General features: G+C 66.8%; 27 protein-coding genes and 1 rRNA gene. 17 read left to right on the top strand and 11 right to left on the bottom strand.

Translation table 11 applies throughout. The annotated features are described in order from the left end of the window. The first annotated feature begins 25 nt into the window (after positions 1-25). Entirely contained in the window at positions 26-634 is a 609-nt protein-coding gene (locus RMO97_RS20670; RefSeq protein WP_310542888.1) for a helix-turn-helix domain-containing protein, read from the top strand. Here RMO97_RS20670 and RMO97_RS20665 read toward each other — a convergent pair. Together RMO97_RS20665 and RMO97_RS20660 are read right to left on the bottom strand one after the other, a co-directional pair. Next, positions 613-1,473: a dienelactone hydrolase family protein gene (locus RMO97_RS20665; protein ID WP_310542887.1), complete on the bottom strand. Its 861-nt coding sequence runs from the start codon at positions 1,471-1,473 to the stop codon at positions 613-615. The two genes, RMO97_RS20670 and RMO97_RS20665, sit on opposite strands and share 22 nt — an antisense overlap. A gap of 80 nt (positions 1,474-1,553) precedes the next feature. Further along, complete coding sequence (locus RMO97_RS20660) at positions 1,554-2,210, bottom strand: dienelactone hydrolase family protein (protein WP_310542886.1); 657 nt, start codon at positions 2,208-2,210, stop codon at positions 1,554-1,556. 118 nt (positions 2,211-2,328) lie between these two features. Here RMO97_RS20660 and RMO97_RS20655 point away from each other — a divergent pair, with 118 nt between their 5' ends. From RMO97_RS20655 to RMO97_RS20635, 5 genes are all read left to right on the top strand, one after another. Next, the gene (locus tag RMO97_RS20655; protein ID WP_310542885.1) at positions 2,329-3,111 is read left to right on the top strand and encodes an enoyl-CoA hydratase-related protein; all 783 of its coding nucleotides are present in this window, start codon (positions 2,329-2,331) and stop codon (positions 3,109-3,111) included. 61 nt (positions 3,112-3,172) lie between these two features. Continuing rightward, a complete protein-coding gene (locus RMO97_RS20650; RefSeq protein WP_310542884.1) occupies positions 3,173-3,646 on the top strand; it encodes a DUF1579 domain-containing protein in 474 nt (157 codons plus the stop codon). 100 nt (positions 3,647-3,746) lie between these two features. Beyond that, on the top strand, positions 3,747-5,399 hold the full coding sequence (locus RMO97_RS20645) for a choline dehydrogenase (RefSeq protein WP_310542883.1): 1,653 nt from the start codon (positions 3,747-3,749) through the stop codon (positions 5,397-5,399). A 282-nt stretch (positions 5,400-5,681) separates the two neighbouring features. Next, a complete protein-coding gene (locus tag RMO97_RS20640) occupies positions 5,682-6,275 on the top strand; it encodes a TetR/AcrR family transcriptional regulator (RefSeq protein WP_310542882.1) in 594 nt (197 codons plus the stop codon). A 61-nt stretch (positions 6,276-6,336) separates the two neighbouring features. Further along, positions 6,337-6,993, top strand: a complete 657-nt coding sequence (locus tag RMO97_RS20635) for a glutathione S-transferase family protein (protein ID WP_310542881.1) — start codon at positions 6,337-6,339, stop codon at positions 6,991-6,993. Positions 6,994-7,017: 24 nt separating this feature from the next. Here RMO97_RS20635 and RMO97_RS20630 read toward each other — a convergent pair whose 3' ends face one another. Further along, a complete protein-coding gene (locus tag RMO97_RS20630) occupies positions 7,018-9,081 on the bottom strand; it encodes an ATP-binding protein (RefSeq protein WP_310542880.1) in 2,064 nt (687 codons plus the stop codon). Between the two features lie 241 nt (positions 9,082-9,322). On the opposite strand from RMO97_RS20630, the gene RMO97_RS20625 reads away from it, so the two are divergent. The 3 genes from RMO97_RS20625 to RMO97_RS20615 all read left to right on the top strand — a co-directional run bounded on the left by RMO97_RS20625 (position 9,323) and on the right by RMO97_RS20615 (position 12,762). After that, complete coding sequence (locus RMO97_RS20625; protein WP_310542879.1) at positions 9,323-9,925, top strand: response regulator transcription factor; 603 nt, start codon at positions 9,323-9,325, stop codon at positions 9,923-9,925. A 309-nt stretch (positions 9,926-10,234) separates the two neighbouring features. Beyond that, positions 10,235-11,587, top strand: coding sequence for a CHASE3 domain-containing protein (locus RMO97_RS20620; protein ID WP_310542878.1), 1,353 nt, complete (start codon positions 10,235-10,237; stop codon positions 11,585-11,587). Next, positions 11,584-12,762 carry a sugar ABC transporter substrate-binding protein gene (locus RMO97_RS20615; protein WP_310542877.1) on the top strand — a complete coding sequence of 393 codons (1,179 nt, stop codon included), beginning with the start codon at positions 11,584-11,586 and terminating at the stop codon, positions 12,760-12,762. The genes RMO97_RS20620 and RMO97_RS20615 overlap by 4 nt, the downstream gene beginning before the upstream one ends. A 344-nt stretch (positions 12,763-13,106) precedes the next feature. Here RMO97_RS20615 and RMO97_RS20610 read toward each other — a convergent pair whose 3' ends face one another. From RMO97_RS20610 to RMO97_RS20600, 3 genes are all read right to left on the bottom strand, one after another. Further along, positions 13,107-13,823, bottom strand: a complete 717-nt coding sequence (locus RMO97_RS20610; protein WP_310542876.1) for an ion channel — start codon at positions 13,821-13,823, stop codon at positions 13,107-13,109. A gap of 178 nt (positions 13,824-14,001) precedes the next feature. Continuing rightward, the gene (locus RMO97_RS20605; RefSeq protein WP_310542875.1) at positions 14,002-14,586 is read right to left on the bottom strand and encodes a hypothetical protein; all 585 of its coding nucleotides are present in this window, start codon (positions 14,584-14,586) and stop codon (positions 14,002-14,004) included. 139 nt (positions 14,587-14,725) lie between these two features. Next, entirely contained in the window at positions 14,726-15,277 is a 552-nt protein-coding gene (locus RMO97_RS20600; protein ID WP_310542899.1) for a PAS domain-containing protein, read from the bottom strand. Between the two features lie 263 nt (positions 15,278-15,540). On the opposite strand from RMO97_RS20600, the gene RMO97_RS20595 reads away from it, so the two are divergent. Both RMO97_RS20595 and RMO97_RS20590 read left to right on the top strand, forming a co-directional pair. Beyond that, entirely contained in the window at positions 15,541-15,666 is a 126-nt protein-coding gene (locus RMO97_RS20595) for a hypothetical protein (protein WP_310542874.1), read from the top strand. 19 nt (positions 15,667-15,685) lie between these two features. Next, positions 15,686-16,366 carry a hypothetical protein gene (locus RMO97_RS20590; protein WP_310542873.1) on the top strand — a complete coding sequence of 227 codons (681 nt, stop codon included), beginning with the start codon at positions 15,686-15,688 and terminating at the stop codon, positions 16,364-16,366. Between the two features lie 120 nt (positions 16,367-16,486). Here the strand turns inward: RMO97_RS20590 and RMO97_RS20585 are convergent, their stop codons facing one another. From RMO97_RS20585 to hfaA, 4 genes are all read right to left on the bottom strand, one after another. Further along, complete coding sequence (locus tag RMO97_RS20585; protein WP_310542872.1) at positions 16,487-19,375, bottom strand: insulinase family protein; 2,889 nt, start codon at positions 19,373-19,375, stop codon at positions 16,487-16,489. Positions 19,376-19,464: 89 nt separating this feature from the next. Then, entirely contained in the window at positions 19,465-20,691 is a 1,227-nt protein-coding gene (gene hfaD / locus RMO97_RS20580; RefSeq protein WP_310542871.1) for a holdfast anchor protein HfaD, read from the bottom strand. Continuing rightward, positions 20,621-21,625 carry a holdfast anchoring protein HfaB gene (gene hfaB, locus RMO97_RS20575; RefSeq protein WP_310542870.1) on the bottom strand — a complete coding sequence of 335 codons (1,005 nt, stop codon included), beginning with the start codon at positions 21,623-21,625 and terminating at the stop codon, positions 20,621-20,623. The genes hfaD and hfaB overlap by 71 nt, the downstream gene beginning before the upstream one ends. Then, entirely contained in the window at positions 21,615-22,046 is a 432-nt protein-coding gene (gene hfaA / locus RMO97_RS20570) for a holdfast anchoring protein HfaA (RefSeq protein WP_310542869.1), read from the bottom strand. Before hfaA ends, hfaB begins: the two co-directional genes overlap by 11 nt. A gap of 165 nt (positions 22,047-22,211) precedes the next feature. On the opposite strand from hfaA, the gene RMO97_RS20565 reads away from it, so the two are divergent. The 5 genes from RMO97_RS20565 (at position 22,212) to RMO97_RS20545 (ending at position 24,541) form a co-directional block, all read left to right on the top strand. Continuing rightward, the gene (locus tag RMO97_RS20565; RefSeq protein ID WP_310542868.1) at positions 22,212-22,850 is read left to right on the top strand and encodes a rhomboid family intramembrane serine protease; all 639 of its coding nucleotides are present in this window, start codon (positions 22,212-22,214) and stop codon (positions 22,848-22,850) included. 56 nt (positions 22,851-22,906) lie between these two features. Further along, positions 22,907-23,335, top strand: coding sequence for a CBS domain-containing protein (locus RMO97_RS20560; RefSeq protein ID WP_310542867.1), 429 nt, complete (start codon positions 22,907-22,909; stop codon positions 23,333-23,335). 140 nt (positions 23,336-23,475) lie between these two features. Then, positions 23,476-23,700 carry a hypothetical protein gene (locus RMO97_RS20555; protein ID WP_310542866.1) on the top strand — a complete coding sequence of 75 codons (225 nt, stop codon included), beginning with the start codon at positions 23,476-23,478 and terminating at the stop codon, positions 23,698-23,700. 23 nt (positions 23,701-23,723) lie between these two features. After that, complete coding sequence (locus tag RMO97_RS20550) at positions 23,724-24,104, top strand: hypothetical protein (protein ID WP_310542865.1); 381 nt, start codon at positions 23,724-23,726, stop codon at positions 24,102-24,104. Then, positions 24,101-24,541 carry a hypothetical protein gene (locus RMO97_RS20545; protein ID WP_310542864.1) on the top strand — a complete coding sequence of 147 codons (441 nt, stop codon included), beginning with the start codon at positions 24,101-24,103 and terminating at the stop codon, positions 24,539-24,541. The genes RMO97_RS20550 and RMO97_RS20545 overlap by 4 nt, the downstream gene beginning before the upstream one ends. Before the next feature lie 26 nt (positions 24,542-24,567). Here RMO97_RS20545 and RMO97_RS20540 read toward each other — a convergent pair whose 3' ends face one another. Next, positions 24,568-25,005 carry an Rrf2 family transcriptional regulator gene (locus RMO97_RS20540; protein ID WP_310542863.1) on the bottom strand — a complete coding sequence of 146 codons (438 nt, stop codon included), beginning with the start codon at positions 25,003-25,005 and terminating at the stop codon, positions 24,568-24,570. A gap of 895 nt (positions 25,006-25,900) precedes the next feature. Here RMO97_RS20540 and RMO97_RS20535 point away from each other — a divergent pair. Beyond that, a 16S ribosomal RNA gene (locus RMO97_RS20535) occupies positions 25,901-26,126 on the top strand; the annotation flags it as partial.

The raw sequence follows: 26,126 nt of genomic DNA, 5'->3' as shown, positions 1-26,126 counted from the left end.
GCGTGGCCGCGGGCATGGGGCAGCGATGAGCCCGCGCACCCGCACTCGGCTGGCCCCCGCCGCCCGCCGCGATCAGATTCTGGACGTGGCCGCGCGACTGATCGTGGAGGAAGGCCTGCAGGCCGCCACCATGGAACAGCTGGCCAGGTCGGCGGGGATCAGCAAGGCCTTGGTCTATAACTATTTCGCCACGCGAGACGTGCTGTTGGGCGCCCTGCTGCAGCGAGAGCAGGCTGAACTTGGCGCGCGCGGCATGGGCGCGGCCTTACAGGCCGGGTCCTTTCCCGAGCTGATCGCCCAGACAACACGCCTCTACCTCGAGCATGTCCGAGACCGAGGACCGCTGATCGCCGCGCTGCTTGGCGACCCGGCGACCGCGGCCCTGATGGAGGCCGAGAGCCGTGTCAGCCGCGACCAGACGGTTCGCTATTTCGTGAGGGCCACACGCCGCGCCTATGGGCTGCCCTTACCCCGGGCCATTGCGGCGGTGGACCTGTTGATGGCGGTCACCGACCGGGCCGGTCGGCTGGTCGCCCAGGGCGACCTCGACCTCCCGACCGCCGTGGACATGTGCCTGAATATCGCCCTGGGCGGTCTCGAGAAACTGGCGCGTCAGCCTAGCGACTGCGCGTAGAGCGACAGCAGGGCGGCCAAGGCGCGCTCAGCCTGGGCCGGGTGGTAGACGGCGTTGTCCCTTACGCACCAGCCGTGCTGGGCGGGATAGACCTCGACGACGGCCTTGGTCTTGGCGGCCGCGAAGGCCGCCTTCAGCTTGTCCTTGGCGTCCGGCTGCTTGGCGTCGTCATTCTCGGCGATGGCCACCAGGAAGCCGGCCTTGGCCTGGCCGACCTGCAGGTGCACGCTGTCGGGCTTGTCGGTCACCAGGCCCCCGCCGTGGAAGGAGCCTGCCGCGCCCACCCGGTCCGGATGGTTGATAGCGCCGAGGAAGGTGTAGAGGCCGCCCATGCAGTAGCCCTGGGTGCCGATCTTCTTGCGGGTGTTCACCTGGGTCTGCTTGTCCAGCCAGCCGACGTAGGCGGCGGTGTCGCGGGCCTTGGCGTCGGGTGTCAGCGGGGCGGTCAGCTCACCCAGCTTGGCCCGGTCGGTGGGGTTTGAGAACTCGAAGGGTCCGGTGATCACCGGCGCCTTGCGGGCGCGGTAGAACGGATTGGGCACGACCACGGCGTAGCCCTCGGCGGCCATCCGCCTGCCCATGTCGCGGAAGGCGGGTCGCAGCCCGAGGATGTCGGTGAAGATCACCACGCCGGGCCACTTGCCCTTGCCGGCCGGGTGGAAGAAGGCGGCGTCGCAGGTTCCGTCGGCGGTGGTGATGGTCACATCGGTCTCGACGACCTCGGCGGCCAGCGCCTGTCCGGCAAGCGCCACACCGGTGGCCATGGTGACGGTGGCGAAGCCGCGGCGGGTCAGGCGCGAATCGCGATTGACGCTGGCGGGATTGGTTTCGTCATCCATGGGGAGCCTCACCTGATGGGGGCGCTCGTCAATGGCGCCTATGACCGCCAGGATAACTCAGACGCCAAGCCGCGCCTGTGTCAGGCGAGAAACTTGTGCAGGAAGTTTCCGCCCATCTGCAGGCCCTCCATGTCGATGCTGTGGCCCAGGCCTGGAGAGACGTGTCCGCCGACCTCAAAGCCGAGTTTCTGCAGGGTCGCTCCGGCATGATGCAGGGCGGCCACCGGCACCATCGGATCGGCGTCGCCATGCACCAGCAGGACCGGCGGCTTGACCTTGGCGGAATCCAGGCCGGCCTCGTCCACCAGCATGCCGGAATAGCCGAGGATACACGCGACCTGCGGCGAGCGGCGCAGACCGACCTGCAGGGCCATCATGGTCCCCTGGCTGAACCCCACCAACGCCAGCCGGTCCTCGCCGAGCCCATACTTGGCCAGCTGGTGGTCGATGAAGGCGTTAAGCACCGGCGCGGCTTCTCGCGCCCCGTTGATGCGCGCCTGCGCATCCATGTTGGTGATCGGCCACCACTGATAGGCGTCGAACATGCCCGGCAAGACCTGGGGGGCGTTGGGGGAAATGAACAGGGTGTCGGGGAAGGCGTGCTGCCAGTGCGGGACCAGACCGATCAGGTCGGCGCCGTTTGACCCGTAGCCGTGCAGAAGGATCACGAGGCTTTTCGGTGCGCCGCCGGAAGCGGGCGGCTGGATGGGGCCGTCGAGGGTCGGAAGCGTGCTCATGCCTTTTGGTGGGCGAGGTCGCCCGTCCGGTCAAGCGGCCTGGGCCCGCCGAGTGTGCTTGACGGACGCAGCGGCGCCCGGCCAGCGTTCTCCCAACGAAAGAATGGGAGGACACCCGATGGCCTATGAATTCATCTCCGTGGAGCGCGAAGGCCCGGTCACGGTCTTCACCCTCAACCGCCCAGAGGTCATGAACGCGGTGCATTCGCCGATGCACTTCGAGATGGACAAGGCTTTCAACGCCTTCAACGCCGATCCCGAGCAGTGGGTCGGCATCATCACCGGGGCCGGCGAGCGCGCCTTCTCGGCCGGCAACGACCTCAAGAACCAGGCCACCGGCGGCTCCATGGCCATGCCGCCCAGCGGCTTTGCCGGGCTGGCCCAGCGTTTCGACCTCAACAAGCCGCTGATCGCCGCGGTGAACGGCGTGGCCATGGGCGGCGGTTTCGAGATCGCGCTCGCCTGCGACATCATCGTGGCCTCCGACAACGCGGTCTTCGCCCTGCCGGAGCCTCGAGTCGGCCTGGCCGCCCTGGCCGGCGGCCTGCACCGTCTGCCGCGCGCCATCGGGACCAAGCGGGCCATGGGCATGATCCTCACCGGCCGCCGGGTTTCCGCCGCCGAGGGCCGCGACCTGGGTTTCGTCAACGAGGTCAGCACCCCTGCCGACCTGATGGCGACGGCGCGCCGCTGGGCCGGCCAGATCGCCGAGCTGTCGCCCATGTCGATCCGGGCGTCGAAGGAGGCGGTCTATCGCGGCCTGGACGAGCCGAGCCTGGAAGGCGCTATCGCCGGCCAGAACCGCTACCCCGCCATCTCGGCCCTGTTCCGCTCCGAGGACTTCGTGGAAGGGCCCATGGCCTTCGCCCAGAAGCGTACGCCGAACTGGAAGGGGAAGTAGGTAGCTGACAGACCCTGTCAGCAAGTGGCGGTAAGGCGAAGCTCCAGCTTGAGGAGCTTGCATGCCTACCGCCGCCCAGACCTCCCGCCACGCCTTCGATTTCAATCATGGGGACTGGATCGTCACCAATCGCCGCCTGAAGGGGCGGGGAGTCGGCTCCACCGACTGGGACGTGTTCGAGGTGCGCCAGCGCTCGGACCTGCGGCTCGGCGGCATGTGCAGCCTCGATGAGATCGACTTCGCCGCACAGGGCTTCAAGGGCATGACCTTCCGCCTCTACAGTCCAGAGCGCGACGAGTGGACCATCTGGTGGATCACCGACCGTGACGGGGTGATGCAGCCGCCGGTGACGGGCCGCTTTGAGGGGACGCGCGGGACCTTCCGCGGCGAGGACATGGACGGCGACCGCCCCGTCCAGGTGGTGTTCGACTGGCAGACCGCCAATCCCGACACGCCGCGCTGGAGCCAGGCCTTTTCCTATGACGGCGGGAAGACCTGGGAAACCAATTGGATCATGGAGTTCCGCCGTCCGTGACGCCGGCGTCAACTTTATCCAGGGTGACGCTGCGTCCGGTCTTGTGCCGGGCGCCGAGGCCAGTAAGGGTGACCCCAACACCTAGGGGAGGGCCGCTGTCATGGACCGCTACGACTACATCATCATCGGCGCCGGCTCGGCCGGCTGCGTCCTGGCCAACCGCCTGACCGAAGACCCGACCGTGAAGGTCCTGCTGCTGGAAGCCGGGACCAAGGACAATCACCTGATGGTGCGGATGCCGGCCGGCGTCGGCGGCCTGATCGGGAACAAGGGCACCTACAACTGGGGCTTCTGGACCGAGGAAGAGCCCCACCTCAACAACCGCAAGCTCTGGTGGCCGCGGGGCAAGGGCTGGGGCGGCTCCAGCTCCATCAACGGCATGATCTACATCCGCGGCCATGCGCGCGACTATGACCAGTGGCGCCAGATGGGCCTGCAGGGCTGGTCCTACAAGGACGTGCTGCCCTACTTCAAGCGCTCGGAAAGCCTGGAGGGCGGCGGCGACCAGTGGCACGGCGGCGACGGTCCGCTGGCGGTCACCAAGGCCTCGGACCCCAATCCGATCTACAAGGCGACCATCGAGGCTGGGCGGCAGGCCGGGCACAAGGTCACCAGCGATTTCAACGGTTTCCAGCAGGAAGGTTGGGGGCCATATCAGCTGACCATCAAGGGCGGGGAGCGCTGGAGCGCGGCCAAGGGCTACCTGCACCCGGTCCTCACTCGCGCCAACCTCACCTGCCTCACCGGCGCGCGGACCACCCGGATCATCATCGAGAACGGCCGCGCGACCGGCGTGGAGTTCCTCGACGACAAGCAGGTCAAGCAAGAGGTCCACGCCGACCGCGAGGTGCTGCTCAGCGCCGGCGCCGTCCAGTCGCCCCACATCCTGCAGCTTTCGGGGATCGGCGACCCTGAGGAATTGACGAAGCACGGCATCCCCGTGGTCCATGCGCTGAAGGGCGTCGGCGCCAACCTGCAGGACCACCTCGATGTGACCCTGTCCTGGGAGTGCCCGCTGCCCATCACTGTCTTCTCGGCGCGCAAGGGCATCAAGACCGCCCTGATCGGCATCAACTACCTGCTGTTCAAGAAGGGACTTGGCTCCAAGCAGATGCTGGAATCCGGCGCCTTCCTGAAATCGCGCCCCGACCTCGACCGCCCCGACCTGCAGGTGCACTGCGTGCTGGCCGTCATGCAGAACCATGGCAAGACCCAGGTGGCCAAGGACGGCTTCACCTTTCACGTCTGCCAGCTGCGGCCCGAGAGCCGGGGCCGGGTGGGGTTGAACTCCGCCAACCCGCTGGACGATCCGGCCATCTTCGCCAACTACCTGAACACCGAGGAAGACCGCCGCGCCCTTCGCGAAGGCGTGAAGATGATGCGGGAGGTCGCTCGCCAGCCGGCCCTCGACAAGTACCGCTCCACGGAGTTGTTCCCCGGCGAACAGGTCCAGACCGACGAGCAGATCGACGCCTGGATCAAGGAGGTCGCCGAGACCATCTACCACCCGGTCGGCACCTGCCGCATGGGGGCGGCGGACGACGAGATGGCGGTGGTGGACGGCGAACTGAAGGTGCGCGGCATCGCGGGCCTCCGGGTCATTGACGCCTCGGTCATGCCGACCCTGGTGGGGGGCAACACCAACGCGCCCACCATCATGATCGCTGAAAAGGCGGCCGACATGATCCGTGGCAAGCAGGCATTGCCGGCAGACGACGCCCCGGTCTACGAGGACGGCCAGCAGGCGGCCTGACCTTACAAGGTTCTCCCCTGCCTGACCGTTGGTGGGCGTGGATGGAGGACTCGAGGTTTCGCGATCGGGACCGGCTGTCGCCCCCGAACCGAGAGCCCGCACGGGGTTGAGAGCTTGACCGAGCCCCCGCGATGATGACGCCGGCCGACATACGCCGATAGTTGGGCGTCCATGACGGACCGATCGGGCGGTCGGTGGGGAGCCAGGACGCCGATGATCTGATCGCCGATCTGGGCGAAGCGCCGGGGTAGACAAAACGACCGGTCGTGCTAAAAAGTGCCCATGGGAAAAGGCGCGACCACACGTGAGGCGATCGTCAGTCTAGCCTTGGACCGGGCGGTTCAGGTGGGGCTGTCGGGTCTGTCGCTGGGGCCGCTGGCCGAGGACCTTAACCTGTCGAAGAGCGGCCTGTTCGCGCACTTTAAATCCAAGGAAACCCTGCAGTTAGCCGTGCTGCAGGAGGCCATCGACCGGTTCACCGACCGAGTGGTCGAGCCGGGCTTGAAGACCCCGCGGGGGCGGGCGCGGATGGAGGTGCTGATGCACCGCTGGTTCGACTGGGTGGAGGGGGAGCCAGGCATGCGCGGCTGCCTGTTCTCGGTCGCCGCCCAGGAATATGACGACCGCCCCGGCGCCATCCGCGACCTGCTGGTGGGGTCCCAGCTCCGGTGGCAGGAGACCCTTGCACGAGTTGCGACCGACCTGCCCAGGGGAGGCCCGATGCCGGCCGACATGTGCCAACAAGTGGCCTTCGAGGTGACGGGGAGTCTTCTCTCGTTCCAGCAGCAGACCAAGCTGTTCAAGGCGCCCAATGCGCGCGCCCGCGCCGAGGAGGCGGTGGCCCGCATTCTGGATGACGCGGAGACGACGGTCTGAGCCATCTCTGGTTTTGAGCACAAAATAGCACGAACGATCGTGCATTGATGGAGGGGTGAGCATGAAGGTCTATAGCGGTCCGATGAGCTTCTACGGCGCCAAGGTGCTGATCGCGGCAATCGAGAAGGGGCTGCCCATCGAGGTGGAGTTCCTGGGCTTCGACCTGCGCAGCCCCACGCCCTATGGCCGGCACGACGAGGTCGACCGGATCAATCCCAAGCGGCAGGTGCCGGTGCTGATCGACGGCCCGCTGGAGCTGTTCGATTCGACCGTGATCGCGGAATACTTCGAGGATCTGGTCCCCAGCCGGCCGCTGTGGCCCGTGACCATTCGCGACCGGGCCCGCGCCCGGCTGCTGGAGATGAAGATCGATGAGATCTGGTTCCCCAAGATCCTGCGGCTGCGCGATCTGCGCTGGACCCCCGACGCCGCCGAGAGCGCCGCGTGCAAGGCGGTGGTGAGGGCCTTCTATGAGGGGCTGGAGGAGACGCTCGGGGACCGGGACTTCCTGGTGGCGTCCTTCTCCAACGCCGACATCACCGCCTATCTGGCCCAGCTGTTCGCCGCCATGCTGGGGGAGCCGATGGGGCCTGAGTTCAAGGCGCTCAACGCCTGGCGCAAACGAGTCGAGGCGCGGCCGAGCGTGACCAAGGTCTGCGGCGACATGCTGGACTACCTGGCGGCCGCCCGGTTCCCGGTCCCGCAGTTCGCGGCGTGAACCGAATCCTCTCATCGCGCGCGCCTAGTCCGCCGCCGGCAGGTTTTCCGCGATGCGTTGCAGGAGAGCCGCCGCGCCGATGGGCTTGGAGACGAAGTCGTCCATGCCGGCCTCCCGGCATTCGCTGACCTCGTCGGGCGACGCCGCGGTGACGGCGATGATGGGGATAGCCGAGAGGGCGCCGGGCAGGGCGCGGATGGCGCGGGTGGCCTCAAGGCCATCCATCCGGGGCATGTGAACGTCCATGAGAACGAGGTCAAAGCGGCCGGTTCTCACCGCGGCGACGGCGGCGACGCCGTCCTCGGCGAATTCGTAGCGAAGGCCCGCGCCCTCCAGGACGATTCCCGCCACGCGGCGGTTCAGAGGGTGGTCCTCGGCGACGAGAATCAGCGGGTCGCCAGACGGTGACGCTTCTCCAGGTTCGCGGAGGGTCGCGGTCGGCGATGGCGAGGCGACCGCGTCGGTGACCTCGAAGGGAATCTCGCAGACGATGCGCGCGCCGCCCTCCGGCGCGTTCTCGGCCCAGATGCGACCGCCCATCAGGGTCACGAGCTCGCGGCAGATGGTCAGGCCCAGGCCCGTGCCCCCGTGCTTGCGCGTCGTGCCGGCGTCGGCCTGGATGAAGGGGTCGAACAGGCGCTCGCGTTGGTCCTCCTCGATGCCGGGGCCGCTGTCGGTGACTTCGAAACGAAGCTTCGAGCCGCGGCCTATGCGGCGGGCGGTGAGGCTGACCTGGCCGCGATCGGTGAACTTGATGGCGTTGTTGACCAGGTTCGAGAGCACCTGGCGGAGGCGTCCGGCGTCGCCCAGGAGGGTGGCGGGCAGACGGCTGAGACTTACCTTCAAGGTGATGCCCTTGGCTTCGGCGGCGAAGCGCCAGACATCGCCCACGGCGGCGACCGCCTCGGCGGGTGAGAAGGGCCCCGGATCCAGCAGCAGGGCGCCGGCCTCCACCTTGGCCAGGTCCAGCACCTCGTTGAGGATCGACAGCAGCCCCTGGCCGGAGGAGCGGATGATGGTGACCAGCTCCAGGTCGTCGTCCGTGAGGTCCCGGCGTGACAGGGCCTCGGCCACGGCCAGGATGCCGTTGAGGGGGGTGCGCAGCTCGTGGCTCATGGTGGCGACGAATCGCGACTTGGCCTGGTTGGCGACCTCGGCGGTCCGGCGCGCGGCGTCCGTCTCGATCGCAAGGGCCTCCAGGGCCGCCTTCTGAGTCGCGAGGCCGGCGCTGAGCGTCTCCAGCTCGAAGACCGTGCCACGCAATTCGGCGTTTGCGGCCCTCAGAGCCTCATCCACCTGCAGCCGTTTGGTGATGTCCCGGCAGGCGCCGATGAACCGGCGCTCGCCGCCGATCACGGCCTCGCCGATGGAGAGCTCGATGGGAACGATGTGGCCCAGGCGATGGCGCAGGGGCAGAGCGCGCGGGCCGACATTGAGAATCCCGCTGACGCCGCTTTTCAGGTAGCGCTCGATCTGACCCTGATGGCTGCTGTGATAGGGCTCGTCCATCAGGAGCTGGATCGGGCGGCCCACCAACTCGTTCTCTGCCCAACCTGTCAGGCGGGCGGCGGCCTCGTTGGCCGCCTCGATGACCCCGTCGGTGCGGATCACGATCATGGCGTCGGCGGCGTGGGTGAGAATCGCCCGTAACCGATCCTCCAGGGCCCGCAGCTTGGCGATCCCCGCCTCCCGGGCGGTGACATCGTTGACGCTCAGGACCAGCCCACGCTGCTGGCCGTCGACGCGGCGGGGCAGGAAGGAGACCCGCAGAACCCGGTCCGCGCCGGACGGGGCTGAAAGCTTTCTCATGCCCGCCTGACCGGTCAGGGCCCCCTCCACCAGGGGGGCGATCAAGGCTGCGTCGGCGGCGTTGAAGAGATCGATTAGGCGGGCGCCGGTCTTGCCGTGCCATCGCGCGTCCGCACCCTCCCGGGTGACGCCGGCGGCCGAGACCAGACGCAGGTGCTCGTCAAAGTCGAGGGTGAGGACGGAAAAGGGATGTTGGAAGAAGGTTGTCGTGGGGGCATGGGCGAGGGCGTCACGAACCCGAGCCTGCGCGGCCTCGGTCGCGGCTTTCTGGTCAGGCATCAGGCTCCTCGAATCGCTCTGCCACCCCTCAGCTTCCAGCCAAGCTCGGTCGCCGGGAATCCTACCCATGGCCAGGCCAAGTGGGGTGAGGCCTGGGCCAAATGTGCGCCAGATCAAGGCGGCGTTGGCTCGCAAGGCTGAGTGACTAGCCGGTTGGCCAGGTGACGAGGCGGCGCAAGGCCCCTACTTGCCGTAGGGCCTGCGCCGCCCCGCCGGTGAATCTTGGAGATATCCGCATCCAATGCGCGTCGTGATCGTCAGCAGCCACCCGCTCTGCCGCGACGCCCTGGCCGCGGTCGCGCGCGATGACCTGGGCGCCGCCCAGGTGGTGGCCGTCGCCGACCTGGCGCAGGTCGGGTCCGAGGTTGAACCGGATCTGTTGTTGCTCGATCTCCCGGCGGAGGCCGAGGCCGGCCGCTGGATCGCCCGCGGCGCGCAGGTTCCGGCCGCTTATCATGTCCTGGTCGTCGCGCAGCGAGACCTGAGGCTTGCGCGCCTGGCCTACGCCGAGGGCTATAGGGCGCTACTGCCGAAGACCTCGGAGCGCCCGCTGATGGCCGCAGCCCTGCGTCTGGTCGTGGCCGGGGGCGAGTACTTCCCGTGCTTTGAGGAACTGGTGGCCGGGACAATGCCGCAGCTGGAGCTAGAGCCTGGTTCCGCCCGACTGTCGAACCGTCAGCGGGAGGTGCTGGCCGAGTTGGGGCAGGGGCTCACCAACAAGGAGATCGCAAAGCAACTCGGCATCTCGATCGCCACGGTGAAGCTGCACGTGCAGGCCATCCTCGCTGCGACCGGCGCCCGCAACCGCACCGAGGCGGTGAGCCGGCTCAAGCAGGCGGATTAGGTGTCGGCTCCAAGAAGGTTGTTCACACGCAGCCAGGGTGTGAGGCCGGCGACGCCGGAGTGGGGTCGGAAGGATATCTGACGTAGAGCATCACCATGGTGCTGGATAACCTGGGGTGAGCTATCAAGTCACCTGAACGGATCGTGGGGCTTCTTGTTGGGGGGCCATCCGCCCCACCTATCCACCAGCAGTTCGCAAGCGGTGCGTTTGGGCTGACAGGCCCGGCGGGACGTTGCCAGCGCGCGGCCCTTCTGCCTTTATAAAGTTCCTTCAAGGCGCGGAGTGCGTCGTCCGAACGCCAGGGATGAATTGACCACGAAAATGGCAGGCAGTCGCCTAGCCTTGGGTGTCGCTGGAGGCCTTGTCATCGGCTTTCTCGCACTCTTGGCTATTGTGGGGATGACGGTGTGGCTTGGCGAAAGGTCTAACGCCCTTTTCCAGGAAACGGCGTTGCAGCGAGACACCCGCATCGCCGCAGTTGAACTGCGCGATGCGTTGCGAACGGCGGAGTCCAGCCAGCGCGGTTATCTTCTGACCGGCAATGAAATCTACCTGGCTCCCTATGACACGGCCAAGGCGCGCGCCCGGCAGCAAATCTCCGATCTCGCACGCCTTGTCATCACTGGGTCCCAGCCACCGCCGTTCCTGTCCAGGCTGCGAGAGACAGTGGATGAAAAGGTCGGGGAAATGGACCAAAGCATCGCCCTGAAGCGCGCCGGCTCCGATGCGGACGCCCTGTCGATGATCCGCAGCAATCGCGGCAAGGCGCTGATGGATGAAGTCAACGTCTTCCTGTACGGCGCGATGCTGGATGCCGACGAGAAGTCCACCCTTTTCGGGATCGAACAGCAGAAGAATGCCGCCATGCTGCGATGGGTCTCCATCGTCGCGGCTTTCGTCATCGTTCTTGTCGTGGCTGCGGTGGCCTTCACGGTCTATCGCAACAGGCAGGAGATCGCACAGGCGCGTGACGAAGTGCGTGCCGTCAATCTCACGCTCGAGGAACGGGTTGAGAAAAGGACGCAGGAGCTAGAGCTCGCCCGGGAACGGGCAGAAGTCCTGCTGTCCGAAGTCAATCATCGCGTGGCCAACAGTCTCCAGCTCGTGGCGGCGCTGGTCCACATGCAGTCCAAGTCCGTTACAGATGAGTCGGCCAAGGGAGCGCTGAAGGAAACGGAGACCCGAATCCATGCGATATCGCAGATTCACAAGAGCCTCTACACTTCGAGCGACGTAACATCGGTGGCGTTAAACGATTATCTGGGCGTGATGCTGGACAATCTTGGTGTCGCCATGCGCAACGACGGCCATACGGCCCGGCTTACGAGCCTGCTCGACCCGGTTTTCCTGCCGACAGACGAGAGCATCAGTCTTGGGGTGGTCGCCACGGAATTGGTGACCAACGCCTTCAAATACGCCTATCCGGCCGGGCAGTCGGGCGATATCCGCGTCATGTTGCGAAAACTTCCGGAGGGGCGGGCCGAGCTTGTCGTGCAGGATGACGGCATCGGGCTGGGCGCCACCGTGCGTCCAGGTGGGACAGGGCTGGGCTCGAAGATCATTGCTGCGATGGCTGCCGCGCTGAAGACGAATGTCGAGTATATCAATCGGACACCGGGGACCGCGGCCCGGCTGGAATTCTCGACCGCACAGACCCTATGAAACGTCCCGTTCCATCAGGTCCGATGCCGTCCTGCAGGGTCGCGCTCCTCGGGCGTTTGACGCGCGGCGCGCTGGCGGCGCTGCTGGCCATCGCTTCGCCGTCGGTCGCGACCGCGCAAGGCAATGGCCTGACCAGGCCGGTCGTCCTTCCGGCCTTTGATGCGGCGAGGCAAGGCTGCACCAAGCCCAGGGGCCTGCGAAGGGAACTGGTGTTTGTTCAGGATAATAGACGCGAATTCGTTCAGGGCATTGGGCGGGGATTGGCGTTAGCCGCTACAGAGCGCCGACTGGCGTACCGCGTATTGAGCTCCGACAATGATGCGGCCCTGATGGTGAAGCAGATCAATGGCCTGCATGCCAACAAGACCGGCTCAATCGTTGTCGCTCCCATAGATCCGCCATCACTGAGCCCGAGCCTCAAACGAGTGATCGGGAGCGGGGCTTATGTCGGGGCGATCGTGCCGCCGCCCGCCATCACGATTTTAAACGCGCCGCAGTATCTGACCGGCAAGGTGCTGGCGGAAGCTGCAGCAACGCATATCCGCACCCGTCTGGGCGGAAAGGCCAAGGTGGTGTTGCTGACCCACGACAATCTGCAGTTCCTCGCGCCTCGCTTCACCGCGATGCGCGATACGTTGCGGCAAATGCCGGGCGTGACCATCGTGGCCGACATTTCGCCCGCTACGGTCGACAAGGCGGGCGGCTATCGCACCATGAAGATGATCCTGCTTGCGCACCCGAAAATCGACGTGGTCCTGGGCGCCGATACTGTGGTTCTTGGTGCGCTGGACGCATTGCGCGAAGCTGACAAGGCGAATGCGACCCAGTTTCTTGGGGGCATTGACGGAGAGCGTGAGGCTGTCGCCGAGCTAAAGAAGGCGGGTAGCCCCTACAAGGCGAGCATCAGCTTGGCATCCCCCATTTTCGGTTACGCGATGGGGCGCTTTGCTTCCGACTGGATGGATGGGAAGACCGTGCCTCAGGCGATGGACATCCTTCCAAAAGCCCTGACGATCGCCAATATCGGGCAATATGAGCGCGACGTCGCGGCCCCCAATTCCGTTTACGCCAACCCGGCGCGCCGCAATTCCTATTTGAGGATGTATGGAAATATTTGCTTCGATAGCCGCGACAAATACATAAACTTTCCTTGGTCGTCTGAACGCAAGCCGTGAGTTGGCGGGGCCCTCAAAATGGCCCGAACCCTAGATCATGTCAGGCGCAAGTGGGCGCCGGTTCGCCGCCCGGACATGCTCTAGATTCAAGAAGATAGACCCTTCTGATCCGATCAGGTTGATTCAACCTGATCCGGAAAGGGTCTAGGTCGATAGGTCCGAAACCTTCGTACCCTCGCCGTCGCCTTGGAAGTCAGCGCGCTCGAATAGTAATCATTGTGAATATCATCAGTTCGACTGCCGGCTGGCGCCTCAACCCCTAAGCAGGCGCGCCTGCGCTCAGGCGAAGCCGGACACCTATGGGCTCGACACCACCGCCCAGCCGTCACGCGTGGTCTAACGCCCTACGCCTCATCATTGGGGATGTTGAGTAGGACACCGCAGGCCTTGCAGTGGACGGCGTCCAGGTCGTGGCGCATCAGGCCGCAGTCCTGGCAGGTGAACCGCACCTTGTGTGGGCGCAGCAGGGCCTGGGCCAGACGCACGAAGAGGGTGAAGCCCGACAGCGTGATGGCGATGGAGAGCAGCTTGCCCGAGGGACCTGGCAGGGTGACATCGCCAAACCCCGTTGTCGTGACCGTACTGACCGTGAAGTAGAGGGCGTCGACATAGCCGTGAATGTTCGGGTGGTTTCGCGCATAGAAGGCGTAGACGAAACCGGTGACGATGAAGAGGTAGGTCACCAGGGTGGCCAGGGCCTTGCTGGTCTCCTCCCAGCGCGTGTTGTCGTAGCGCCGGGCGACGGTCTCCCAGAAGAAGTCGCTGTGGAACAGGGTCCATAGGCGCAGGACCCGTAGGAAGGCGAAGTTGGCCAGCCAGAGCGGGAAGAGCAGGGTGATCAGCACCGCCAGGTCGATCCAGAAGGTGGAGCGCCGGAACCACTGGGACAGGTGGGGGGCGGCCAGGGTGCGGGCGCCGATATCGATGGCGACGATCACCGCGATCACATAGTCGAGGATCAGGAGGACCGGCCGGTCGCGCACCATCGGGGTGATGATGAAGAAGCCTATCAGCACGAAATCCAGGGCGATGACGCCGAGGCGGAAGCGGACTCTTTCCATAGAACAGGTGGCGCAGCCAAACGCGCAAACGCTGGAGCCGTGAATTGCGGTCGTGGGGGATCGCCGGGGCGGGGTTGTTCGGAGCCATGCGCCATCAAACGCGCGAAACCGCCTGTGTCATGCAAATCTGTCGGCGGTCACCCGCCCCCGTAAACGGAGGAGGAAGAGACGGGCGCTGCTACGGGGCGGCGACGGCCACGACCTGGGCCGGGACGTCGGGGGACGGGACAGCGAGGTCTTCGGTCTCGATGATGTCGGGCGCCACCGGGTCGACGGCGACCCGCCTCGGCATGGCGCCCGGGCAGCCATCGCGTTCGCCCAGGCCCTTGAGATAGGCGCGGCGCACGGCGCCGGCCAGGGCGGCGTCCTGGGTCTTGCGGGCGTGGGCCTCGGCGCCGGTGAGGGTGCGCACGACGCCGCGATAGGGGATCCAGCTCACCGCCAGGCGCCGCACGGCGCCGGCCGCGGCGCGGGTGGCCATCTTGCGCTTGGTGGTCTTGACGGCGTCGACGTCGAGGTCGGGGCCGAGCGCTGAGTCTAGGGCGGCGATCTCGCTGCCCATGGCCGCACAGCTGTCGCGGGCCTGGGCCTCATAGGGCGCGCGAACGGCCTTGCGCAGGCTGTCGGGGATTTCGCTCTGGTTGATGTTGAAGTCGGCCAGGGGCTGGCCGACCGCCGACATGAAGGCGTTGCGCTGGAGCGGGGCGGCGGCTTGGGCGGCCTCGGTTCGGATGTCCTGGGCGTGAGCACACGGGGCGAACACGCCGAGGCTTGAGATTATGGTGGCTCTGACGAGCCAGTGTCTTGGGGCGCGATGTTCCATCTACGCTTCCTCCGGGTACGCAGTCTAAGCCGACAGGCTTTCCCGAGGATTTAAACGCGCGAAGAAACCCTTGGCTTCGTCAGGCGATGCGCCGCCCATCGAGGGTGGCGAGCCGCAGGCGCGGGGTCTCCTCGTTGGCGGGGCCCATGCCGCGGATGTCGCGGACGGCGAAGGGCTGGGCCGGCAGGCCGCGCAGGCGCGAGACCATGCCCAGCGGCTGGTAGAGGCCCAGGAAGCGGTCAGGCGTGCCGCTGGCGCCGGCCAGGGGGGCGAAGAGCACCTCCATGGCCAGGCTCGGCCCCTCGGTCAGCACCTCGACGGTGGCGACGATGGGCTCGGGGCGGCGCCAGGCGGTTTCCAGCGCGGTGTGCAGGTTGAAACGGTCGCGCTCGCGCACGAGGGACAGGCCGTTCTGCTGGCGCAGGTCGCGCTGGTGCAGTTCGGCGACAAAGCCGCCGGCCAGGCGCACCGGATAGACGCCCGACCGCGTGCGCCCAAGGATGAAGACCTGGGCGATAATCTCGGAAAAATCAGCCGGGCTGATGGCGCTGCGCAGGGGCAGACGGCCGTCACCACCGCGGGTTCGCCAATAGTCTATCAACCGTTCTGTATTTGAATGGAACACCGACATCGAGATGCAGCCCTGTCCACGGCCGAAATCGACCGCATGGGGCTTGCAGAAAGATGCGGACCAGTCGCCGGACGTCTCCAATCGGGACGTTTCGGCTGAGCGGGCAGGGCGCGCGGCGATGTGCGGCGCGATTCTTGCATGCTTAACGGTGGCCTTGCGAGGAGGGGCCGTCCCATGACGATGCGTTCGACCCTGTTGGGCCTTGTGCTTGGATTTGGACTTCTGTTCCTGGGCAGCGCCGCCCCGGACGAGGCGCTCGCTCAATGCTGCGCCCCGCCGCCGATGTGCTGCACCCCGCCCCCTCCGCCGCCGTGCTGCATCCCGCCGCCCGCTCCTCCCTGCTGCACGCCGCCGCCGGCCCCTCCGCCGCCGACCCCGCCCTGCTGTGACAACGGCAACCGCACCAGCGTGCACGTCAATGTCTCCAGCGTGAACGTGGCGATCGCCAATGCGTCATCGAGCGCCGGTGCGGGTTCCGGCTCGGGCTCGGGCGCGGGCGCGGGCTCCGGATCAGTGACCTATTACGGCGGTGGCGGCGGTGGCGGCGGCTATTCGCCCCCCATGTCCACCGGCATGATCCAGGGCCTCTATGTCGACGCCGGCAAGCGGTTCAAGAAGACCGCCTATGAGGCGACCCGCACCCGCATGCGCCGCGTGGTGATCCAGGCCTTCTGCATCGACGACCGCGAAATTCCCCATCCCGCGTCCCAGGTGACCCCGGACCGCGACATCGACAACGCCTATGACGGCGAGCTCTATCGCTGCGTGGCCGGCACCTATCTCTCGGCCACCATCGCCGAATATGACGGCAAGGTGGACTTCTCCGGCGGCAAGGCCCTGGTCTGCCGCAAGGGCGACGCCCTGGTCCACATGCCGGGCGGCAAGGTCGAGTGCCGGCCCCAGCGGCCTGGCCGCGACTGCAACGAGCGCTCGCTGCTCCGCCGCTTCGGCGCGGGCGTCAAGGTGCTGACCATGGTGATGACCGAGACCTACACCGCCTATCGCGAGGAAGAGGAGCGCGTCAGCGGCGCCACCACCGTGACCACGGCCATGAGCCTGGACGGCGGGGTCGGCGGGATCGTGTACTAGGGCCGTTCAGTTCGACTGAGATTGCGGAGGGGCTCGCGGCGACGCGGGCCCCTTCTGCGTTTGGAGCGCTTTCCTTCCCTGTGCAGCGGAGCGGAACGGGGGAGGAAAGGGAGCCGGTCCCTACTTCGCCGGCTTGATCTCCAGCATCCACATGCGGTCGTCCGCCAGGACCTCCTGGGCGGCGCGGCGGACGTCGGCGATGGTGACGCGTTCGGTGCCGGGGAGGATGGCGCGGGTGGCTTCCAGGCGGCGGGGGTCGGCCTGGGCTCCAGACAGCTCATTCAACCAATAGCCGTTGGTCTCGCGGGCCTTTTCGAACTGGTCGATGCGGGGCTTCTTGGCGCGGTCCAGTTCGTCCTGGCTGATGTCCTTGGCGCGTAGGTCGGCGGCGATCTTGCGCACGTCGGCGAAGAAGGCCGGCAGCTTCTCGGGCGGGATCTCGACATTGGCCGAGACGTAGCCCCAGCTGGGCCAGACCATGGAGTGGTTGTAGCCGACCTGAGGCGAATAGGTGGCCCCCTGGCTCTCGCGCAGCTCCTCGATCAACCGCAGTTCCAGCACCTCGCCCATGACAGCGGTGTCACGGGCCTTCTGCGGGTTGGCGAAGAAGCCGGTGGTGGGCCAGGCGAGATAGCCGATGGCCTGGTCGGCGCGGCCCTTGTGGGTGCGTTGGACCGGGGTGGCGACGCCGGCCGGGAAGGCGACCTGGCGCCGGGCGGGATCGGGGGCGGGGGCGGGGGCTCGCGGCGGCAGGGCGCCGAAGGTGGCGGCCACCAGCTCGGTCGCCTTCTCCACGGTGATGTCGCCGACGATGACCACCTCGATGGGGCCGCTGGCGATGGCCGGCGAGATCTGGTCCTTGAGGTCGGCGAGCTTGGCGTCGGCGATTTCCGAGCGCGTGGGGAAGACCCAGCGTTCGTCGCCCGAGCGGAGCAGGCCGCCCAGATCGCGGCTGAGCACTCCTGAGTCGGTGGACTCATACTGGTCGTGGAAGGTCTTGCTGGCGCTCTTGAGGCGGGCGAAGGCCTCGGGCCGCCAGCCGGGCTCGGCCACATAGGCGGCCAGGACCTGGAGCTGGATGTCCAGGTCGGCCGAACGGGTGCCCCCGGTGAGGACGAAGGCGTCATCGCCGATGCTGAACTGCGCGCCGTAGACCCGGCGGGCCAGGACGCGCTCCATGTCCTCGGCGCTGATCTTGGCCAGGCCGCCCTCGACATAGGTGCTGGCCGCCCAGGCGCCGCTCTGACGGTCGCGGGGCATGTCGACCCGCCCGCCGCCGACGTTCACGCGCACCAGGACCTCGTCGTCCTTGAAGTGGGTCGGCTTGACGGTGAGGCGGACGCCGTTCTCGAAGGTGACGAAGGTGGTGTCGAGGTCGGCGGCGTCCGTGGTCGCCGCGACCTTGCCGGGGGCGCCGAAGGTCTCATAGGGCCAGGCGACCGCGGTGGCGCCGGTGGGCGGGCTGACCTCAAGCTTGCGGGAGGCCTCGAGCGCCGCCAGCAGGGCCGGCTCGCCGCCCTGGATGGGCCGGGGCGAGGTCATGAAGATCAGCGGGCCGGCGCCGGCGAAGGCGGCCTTGAGGGCGGCGGAGACCTGCTCGGCCTTGAGGCCCTTCACGGCGGCCTCGAAGAGGGCCGCGTCCTGGCCGGGATTGGTGACCACCTCGTTGTCGGACAGGGAGCCTACGATCTCGTTGGCCAACTGGCCCGGCGTGCGGGTGGCGGCGCCGGCGGCGTCGGCCTTGACGTTGGCGCGGAGCTCCTCGATCTCGCGGTCCAGCTCATCCTGGCGCACGCCAAAGCGGATGGCGCGGCGCTGTTCCTGCTCGGCGGCGGTGAGCGCGTCCTTCCAGCGGCTGGCCTCGGCGTTGACGGTGACCATGGTCAGCTCGGCGGCGTCGTACTCGTCGCGATTGAAGGCGCCTGCCCCCAGGAACGGCGGATCGGCGGCGCGGGCCAGGGTTGAGAAGCGGCGGTTCAGCACTTGGAAGCCCAGATACTCGATCAGGTCGCGGCGGCGCCTGGCCAGGCTGTCGGGGCTATTGTCTGGCGCCTGGATCCAGGCGAGCTGCAGGGAGAGCGGCGCGCCGGCCTCAATGACCAGCTTGGCCTCCGGGGTGCGGGGAGCAACGGGGCCAAGCACGGGGTCGGGGCCAGCCGGGCCGGTGGCGGTCCAGTCGCCGAAGCGGGCCTTGATCTTGGCCTCCATGGCGTCGAGGTCGAAATCGCCGGCCGCCACCAGGACCGCGCGCTCGGGGCGGTAGTAGCGCTGGTAATAGTCGACCATCAGGCCAGCCGGGGCGTTCTGCAGCACCTCGACCTTGCCGATGGGGTCACGACGGGGTGGCAGCTGTTCCTTCAGCAGAAAGGCCTGGCGGGCGCGATAGACGCGGCTGGCCGGATTGTCCCGGGCCCGTTCCTCCGACAGCACAACGCCGCGTTCACGGTCGACAGCCGCCTGGTCGATGGTGAGATTGCCGGCCGCCTCGCGCAGAAGCATCAGCGAGGTGTCCACCGTCTCGGCGTCGGTGCGGGGCAGGTCCAGCTTGTAGATGGTCTCGTCGAGGTCGGTGGAGGCGTTGGTGTCGGCCCCGAAGGCCAGGCCCAGGCGCTCGAGGATCTTGATCATGTCGCCTTCGGGCACGTTCTTGGAGCCGTTGAAGGCCATGTGCTCGAGGAAGTGGGCGAGGCCGGCCTGGGCGTCGGTCTCCTGCAGGGAGCCGGCGTCGAAGCGAAGGCGCAGGGCCGCCTGTCCGGCGGGGATCTGTTGCCTGCGCAGGGCGTAGCGCATGCCGTTGGGCAGGGCGCCGAAGCGGACTTCCGGGTCGGCCGGCACATCGGAGCGCGCCTGGACCCACTGGCCGGGGGCGAGCTTCAGCGGTGTGGCGGGCGCCTTGTCCTGTCCGAGACCGAACCCCCCAAGCCTGGGCATGGACATGTTGGGGACGGCGCAGCCGCTGAGGGCGGTGGCCGCGAGAAGCGCGGCGGCGCCGCGCAGGGGACGGATCATCAAGGCTTTCCGGGTCGATGGCTCAAACGGTCGGGCACCATGCGCCGCGGGTCGTGGCGGGCGCAAGGCGGGACGGGGGCAGGGCGGCCTTACTCGCCGGGCCGGCTGACATAGTAGGTGGCGGTGTTGCCCACGGCGTTGGCCACGCCCGAGATGGAGCGGCCGGTGGTCAGGGTCCCGGTGGCGGTCGCCCCGACGTCGACAGTGTTGGTCTGGTCGTTGGCCACAGTGAGGCGTCCGGCGCAGTCGGAGCAGGAATAGCCGATGGCGGTGTTGCCTGTGGCGCTGGCCGAGGCCAGGCCGTCATAGCCCTCGCCGCCGGTGTAGGCGGCCACGGCCTCGATGCCGCCGCCTTCGTTGAACTGGGTGTTGTCGACGATCACCTCACCGCCGATGTCGCCCATGACGGCGTTGTTGCCGACCCCGTTGGCCACCGCCGCCCCCGCGCCGAAATTGGCCGCCGAGCTGACCGCCTGAGCGCGGACATAGGCCTGGTTGCCCTGGTTGACGGTGGCGTCGAGCAGCGAGCCCTCATTGACCGCGTTCATGTTGTTACCGGCCGCGATGGCGGTGGTCTTGCCGTCCTGCACCTGACCATAGGCGGTGAAATGGGCGGCCTGGGTGACCCCGGCGGTGTTCTGCTGGTCGACGATGACCCGCACGCCCGACCCGCCGTCGCCGGAGAGGGCGACATTGTTGCCCATGGAGCCGGCGGTCATCTCGGCCGCGCCGGTGACCAGGCCGTAAACCCCGCCGCCATCCGAATAGGTGTCAGCCGCATTGGCCTGGTTCACGCGGACGCCGGCGGCGCCGACACTGACACCGAGGTTCTGGTTGTTGCCCACCGCCTGGGTGCTGGTGAACACCTCGCCGGTCTGGGCGTTGGGCGCCTCGATGTGGCTGTGGGCTGTGATCGTGGAGGCTGTGGTGGCCTGGTTGAACACCGCGCTCATCGTGCCGCCATAGACATTGGCGTCGCCGAGGTTGCCGCCCGCCGTGGTGGTGAGGTTGGTCTGGGCGCCGGAGTTGGTGGCGACATTGACATTGGTGTCGGCCAGGACATCGCCGCTGGAGGTCTGGTTGGACCGGATATCCAGGTCGCCGCCGTCAGTGGAGGCCGAATAGACGTTGCCGGTCGCCGTGGTGTTGGCCGCGGTGTAGTCGCTGACGGTCTCGACGTTCAGGGTCTGCTGGCTGAAGATGTCGCCGAGCTGGATCTGATTGTTGAGGACCGTGTTGGGCTGACTAGTAGCGGCCCCGCACGGCAGGATCCCGGCGAGCATTCCAGCGAGAAGGATCGGACCGCGTTTCAGCATTGTTGGTGCCCAGGTTGTTGTAGGCCGGCACGTAGCCGCCGGTGATGCCCACTGTGCCGTCGCCCAGGGGGTCAGACGCCAGGCAGGCGCGCGGCCCGGGCATGCCGTAGAGGTTGGCTGTCATCTCGACGACCGCGCGCTCGACGAGGGCGCGGACGGCGAGCTGCATGGGTTCCAGGGCCCCGGCCCCGGCCGAGACGTCGAAGACGTTGCCGCCCAGGAAGTCGAACAGGCCGATGCCCACTTCGCGGCCGACCACCTGCTTCTGGTAGGAGATCACGTCGACCACCTCGAGGGTGCGGGTGTTGATCAGCCGCATGTCGAGACCGATGTTCATGACGAACATGCGGGCGCGGAAGGAGCCCTTGAGCTCCTTGGCGTCCGGGCTGCCGCCGGTGAGGTCGGCGCCGGAGGAGCGGATATTGAAGTTCAGCTCGGTCAGGCCGCCGGCGACATAGAAGTCAGAGCCCGGAACCTGGCCGGCCAGGATGCGGCGATACTCCGCCGCCTGGTCGGGCGCCGGGTTGGGGGCGTCGGAGATCAGCTTGTTGTTGGCGTACTTCAGTTCCAGCTCGGAGACCGAGGTGTCAAAGCGTTCCACCAGGGGCATGCCCGCCTTGGCGAAGGCCGACATGGCCATCAGGGACGCACCCTGGGTGATCTTGCGACCCGAGCCGTCGGACTCCGACTTGCCGGTGTAGTCGGCGATGCGGCCCACCGCGATGCGCGGGGCCACCAGCCTGGCGTTGCGGGCGTAGCCGGCCATGCACACCAGGGCGGCGGAATAGGGGGTCGGGTTGGCGGTGACCGGTGCCGTGCCGATGGCGCTGGCGTAGTTGCCGCTGGGCCCGGCGACCGGGGTGGCGCAGCCGGCCAGGCCGAGGGCCGCGGCGCTCAGCAGGCCGAGGGCGCGGTGGAGGTGATTACTGACCATTGCCAACGCCTCCGCTGGCGTTGGCGGTGACCGCGCCGGTGTTGGTCTGGCTCGAATTGATGATGACGGTGTTGTAGTTGCCCTGGGTGACCACGGTCAGGTTGTTGCCGATGGCCGAGGCGCCGCCCGCCGAGGCCCCGACGCCGGCATAGGCGTCGGCCGCCCCCGAGGCGCTGGAGAAGCTGGACTGGTCCTCGCCCGTGAGCATGAGGCCGTCGACGATGATGCGGTTGCCGTTGGCGTCCCGGGTGGAGAACTGCACCGGATGGTTCTCGGAACCGGCCGCGCGGCCATAGCCCGAGTTGAAATCGGCGGAGTTGGTGGACATCGCCTGGGCGTTGGCCTGACCGGCGGCCAGGCTCAGGGCGAAGGCCGCGGCGAGCCAGACGAGACGCGGCGCGGCGGGGGGAGCAGCGGCCATGAAGATACAAAAACTCCGCGCGGACGAAAACGTCTGGTCTTTCGGGAGCACAGAGCGTGCCAAAACCGGACAGAGCGCATTAAAGAGCGCAGAGGCTGGCGATTTGGTTAATGAGCCTGTCGGCAAACCCCCGGTTTCGCTGCTGTTTCGAGTTTGGAGAGCGTCTTGGACGAACCCCGCGAACCGATGTTCAACGCGCCCTGGCCCGCCGTGGCCATGACGGCGGCGATCATCGGAGGGTTCGGGCTGCAGTCTTTCCTGCCGCCTGAGCAAATCTTGCCCACCTACGGATTTTCCCCCGCAAGCCTGAATGACGGGCGAGGATTCACCCTGATCACCGCGCTCTTTGTTCATGGCGGCTGGGCGCACGCGCTCATGAACGGGGCTGGGGCGCTCGCCTTCGGCACGCCGGTCGCGCGCTACTACGGCGTGCGGGTGACGGGCGCCCTGGCCTTCCTCATCTTCTATCTCGTGTGCGGGGCGCTCGCGAACCTGGGCTATGGCCTGGTCCATGCGGGGGAACCCCATCTGCTGGTAGGCGCCTCGGGAGCTGTCGCCGGGCTGATGGCGGCGGCGGCGCGGATGATCGCGGGGAAGGGGGTTCCCGGACCCTATCTCAGCCCGGCGGTGGTGGGCATGACAGCCGCGTGGGTTGTGGTGAACCTGCTGATCGCCGTGGTGGGATTCGCGCCCGGCGCCGGCGGCATGCCGGTGGCCTGGGAGGCCCATCTGTTCGGCTACGCGGCTGGCCTGGTGCTGGTGACGCCGTTCGGCTGGCTATCACGTCGGGGTGTAGTCGATTGATCTGACAGCGATCCTGAGCGACCTTCGTTCTTCGACGACGATAGAGGGACGCCGCCATGCTTGTTTCGCAGATCCTGAAGGCCAAGGGCGACCTGGTCTTCACCGCCGCGCCCAGTGAGACGGTGAGCGCCATCTGCGCCCTGCTGCACTCCAGACGTGTGGGGGCCATGATCATCATGGACGGCGACCGGGTGGCAGGCATCGTCTCCGAGCGTGACGTGGTCCGGGTGATGGCCGAGCAGGGGGGCGCAGCCCTGAGCCAGCCGGTCTCCAGCTGCATGACCCGCGACGTGGTGTTCGCCGAGCCCGACGAGAGCGTGAACGCTCTGCTCAGCCGCATGACCGATCGGCGGCTGCGGCACCTGCCGGTCTGCGAGGGCGACCGGCTGATCGGCATCGTCTCCATCGGCGACCTGGTGAAGCACAAGATCTCCGAGGTCGAGGCGGAGGCCGACGGGCTGAAGGCCTATATCGCGGCGGGGTAGGGCGGGGCGCAGGGGCGGCGGTGTGGTGCGTCCGCGCACCTCAAATGTTCTTATTTTGTTCTAGACTTTTCGGCCTTCTTATGAGACCTTTCCTGGCCTGGTGAGCGCGGGCGCTCCCATTCGCCAAGGAGACGTCTGAGATGCCATCGGGTCTGCACGTGCTGGGGCGGCGCAAGCCGCAGGACGTCGGGATCACGGCGACGCCGCTGCCGCCGGCCTTACCGCCTGTGCCGACGCTTTCGCCGGAGAAGAGGAACCTGCTGGCGCGCTGGCGGAAGGACCCGGCCAGGGGCGCGGCCATGCGCAGTGGGCTCGGCAAGGTCTGGAACGCACCAATACGGCGATTGGCCTGGGCTATGGCCTGATCAGGCATGGCGTGGGGAAGGTGATGGGCAGGAACCCGCACATCGATCTGCGGAAGGATTCAATCCAATTCACCAACAATCCATTTGGCGGCGTCGGCGCGATCACGCTCGGAAACGCGGTCGTCTTCAACGGCGATCCTTATGACCCGCAGGATTCGAATGGGGCAAACTGGACGCGGAGGGACGGGATGACCCCGGAGCAATCCATGCAGTCCTATAGGGACCATGAGGATCAGCACGTGAAGCAGGGCGAGATGCTGGGGCCGCTCTATCTGCCGTCCAACCTGCTTGGCGGCGGCGCCTATGCGCTGGCGAAGGATCGCGTTTGGCACGGCCCCTCGAATTGGAATGAGCGCGGTCCGGAGGAGAATCCGCCGCGGCCTTGGGCGAGGCGGCCGCAATGAAGACCGCGCTTACGGGCTTGGTCGGGATGACGTGCCTGATCCTGGCCGGCTGCGACACGGCCCCAAGCCTGAAGATTTACAATGAAACCCCGCAGGTTTTGGTGTTGCCGCTGCATAAGCCTCACCGCGCCGAAATGCGGCCCTACACTTTTGAACTTCAGCCTGGGCGTCATAAGACGGTGTGGGCGGGCCGCATCGACCGGCAGGTCGTGATCTCGTCCGGCGACTGCGACTATGACTACGGCGAGCCGGTCACCTTCATGGGGGAGATGAATCATCCCCTCGTGGTGCAGGTTGAGCCGGACTTCGTTGTGCATCTTCTGGGAAAGAGAGGGATTCCGGACAAGGTCGGCGTCTTCCACGACCACGCCGCGCCGGGCTTTCCGATCAAGCCTGTGAAGACCTGCCCAAAACAGAGCCTCCTCTCCGCCGAGTGAGGCGGCCGGCCGCCCCGGCCCTGCGCTCAGGCCGGCTTGAACACCTCGGCGCCTTCGCAGGCGGCGGCCTCGGCCAGGCTGTAGCCCTCCAGGACATCCGATGTGGCGTCGCGCGCTCTTAATAGGGCTTCGCGCAGGGAGCAGGTGGCGAGGTCGGGGCAGTCGTCGCACTTGCGGAAGGACAGTCGGCTCACACACGGCGCCAGGGCCAGGGGCCCATCCATGATGCGGATGATCTCGGCGAAGCTGATCTCGGCCGGAGGCCGGGCCAGCAGATATCCGCCGAACTTGCCGCGCCTGCTGACCACCACCTTGTTGCGGGCCAACTCCAGCAGAATCGCCTCCAGGAACTTGCGCGGCGCGTCAGCGCGCACAGCCAATTCACCCGACGTGACCTGGGCGCCGTCGGCGCGGGCCAGTTCGACGAGGGCGCGCAGCCCGTAGCGGGCCTTCTGCGAAAGCATGGCTGGAAACGTCTCCTATCCCCGTGCGCATTGGGTTTGCGCCCCTCCTTCATAAGGAGCGGCGGGCTCTATCCACAAGGCGGCGCGCGGTTTTGTCACCAAACTGTCGGAAGGGGGTTGCGCGGTTTCGAACCCGCTCATATAAGCCCCCCTCGCTCGGACGACGGGGCGGCGGACAACGGCTTCAGGCGCTACCAAGCACTTGAAATCATTGTTCTTCGCAACCAAGTTTGAGGGACGATCGGACCCCCGGTCGGGATCTGGAGCCTAGGCTCCGGCGCCTGGCGCAAGGGTCTCCTTCCATCGGCCTCCGGATCATCCGGATCGGTGGAAAGAGTTCGAAAGAGCCGGTTGACACTAAGGGGAACGGCCACTAGACACGCCGCTCCTCGCTGAGGCCCACAACGGCCGCGGCGAAGACCTAGAGGTCCTTAAAAACCTCTTGCTTTTCGACTGCAGATCGTTATGTTCCGCAGCTTCAATCGAATCGCTACCGACTTGGTGGGGCTAACCCCTCGGTTAGGCCGGAGCGAAGTTTTTGCCTAAATCCGGAGCTTCCGGGACCTGGCGAAAAAGTCCGAAAGGATCGGTTGACACGAAAGAGGCCGGCCACTAGACAGCCGCCTCCGCCGACCACCGGCGCTAAACAGTGGGGCAGGGGAAACCCGGTCATGGTCTTTGACATTGTTGATTTGGAAAGAGAAACGCAGGCGGCGGCGCTCTGGCGATAGTCCTAACCAGACTATCTCGACGCTGACTAAACTGCGGTCTCTTGAAGACAATACCATATGCCACACGGTCTTCGGATCGTTGGTGTTATGTACCTCGTCAAGAAACTATGTAGACCAATGCCAGACAGACCTCCGGGTCTGTCACATTGAAGTCAGAGTCAACTCAACCTGAGAGTTTGATCCTGGCTCAGAGCGAACGCTGGCGGCAGGCCTAATACATGCAAGTCGAGCGGGTCCTTCGGGATTAGCGGCGGACGGGTGAGTAACGCGTGGGAACGTGCCCTTTGGTACGGAACAACTGAGGGAAACTTCAGCTAATACCGTATGTGCCCTTCGGGGGAAAGATTTATCGCCATTGGAGCGGCCCGCGTTGGATTAGGTAGTTGGTGA

This window comes from Phenylobacterium sp. (assembly GCF_031425575.1).
GTDB lineage: Bacteria > Pseudomonadota > Alphaproteobacteria > Caulobacterales > Caulobacteraceae > Phenylobacterium.
This window is presented reverse-complemented; position numbering and strand designations above follow the sequence as displayed.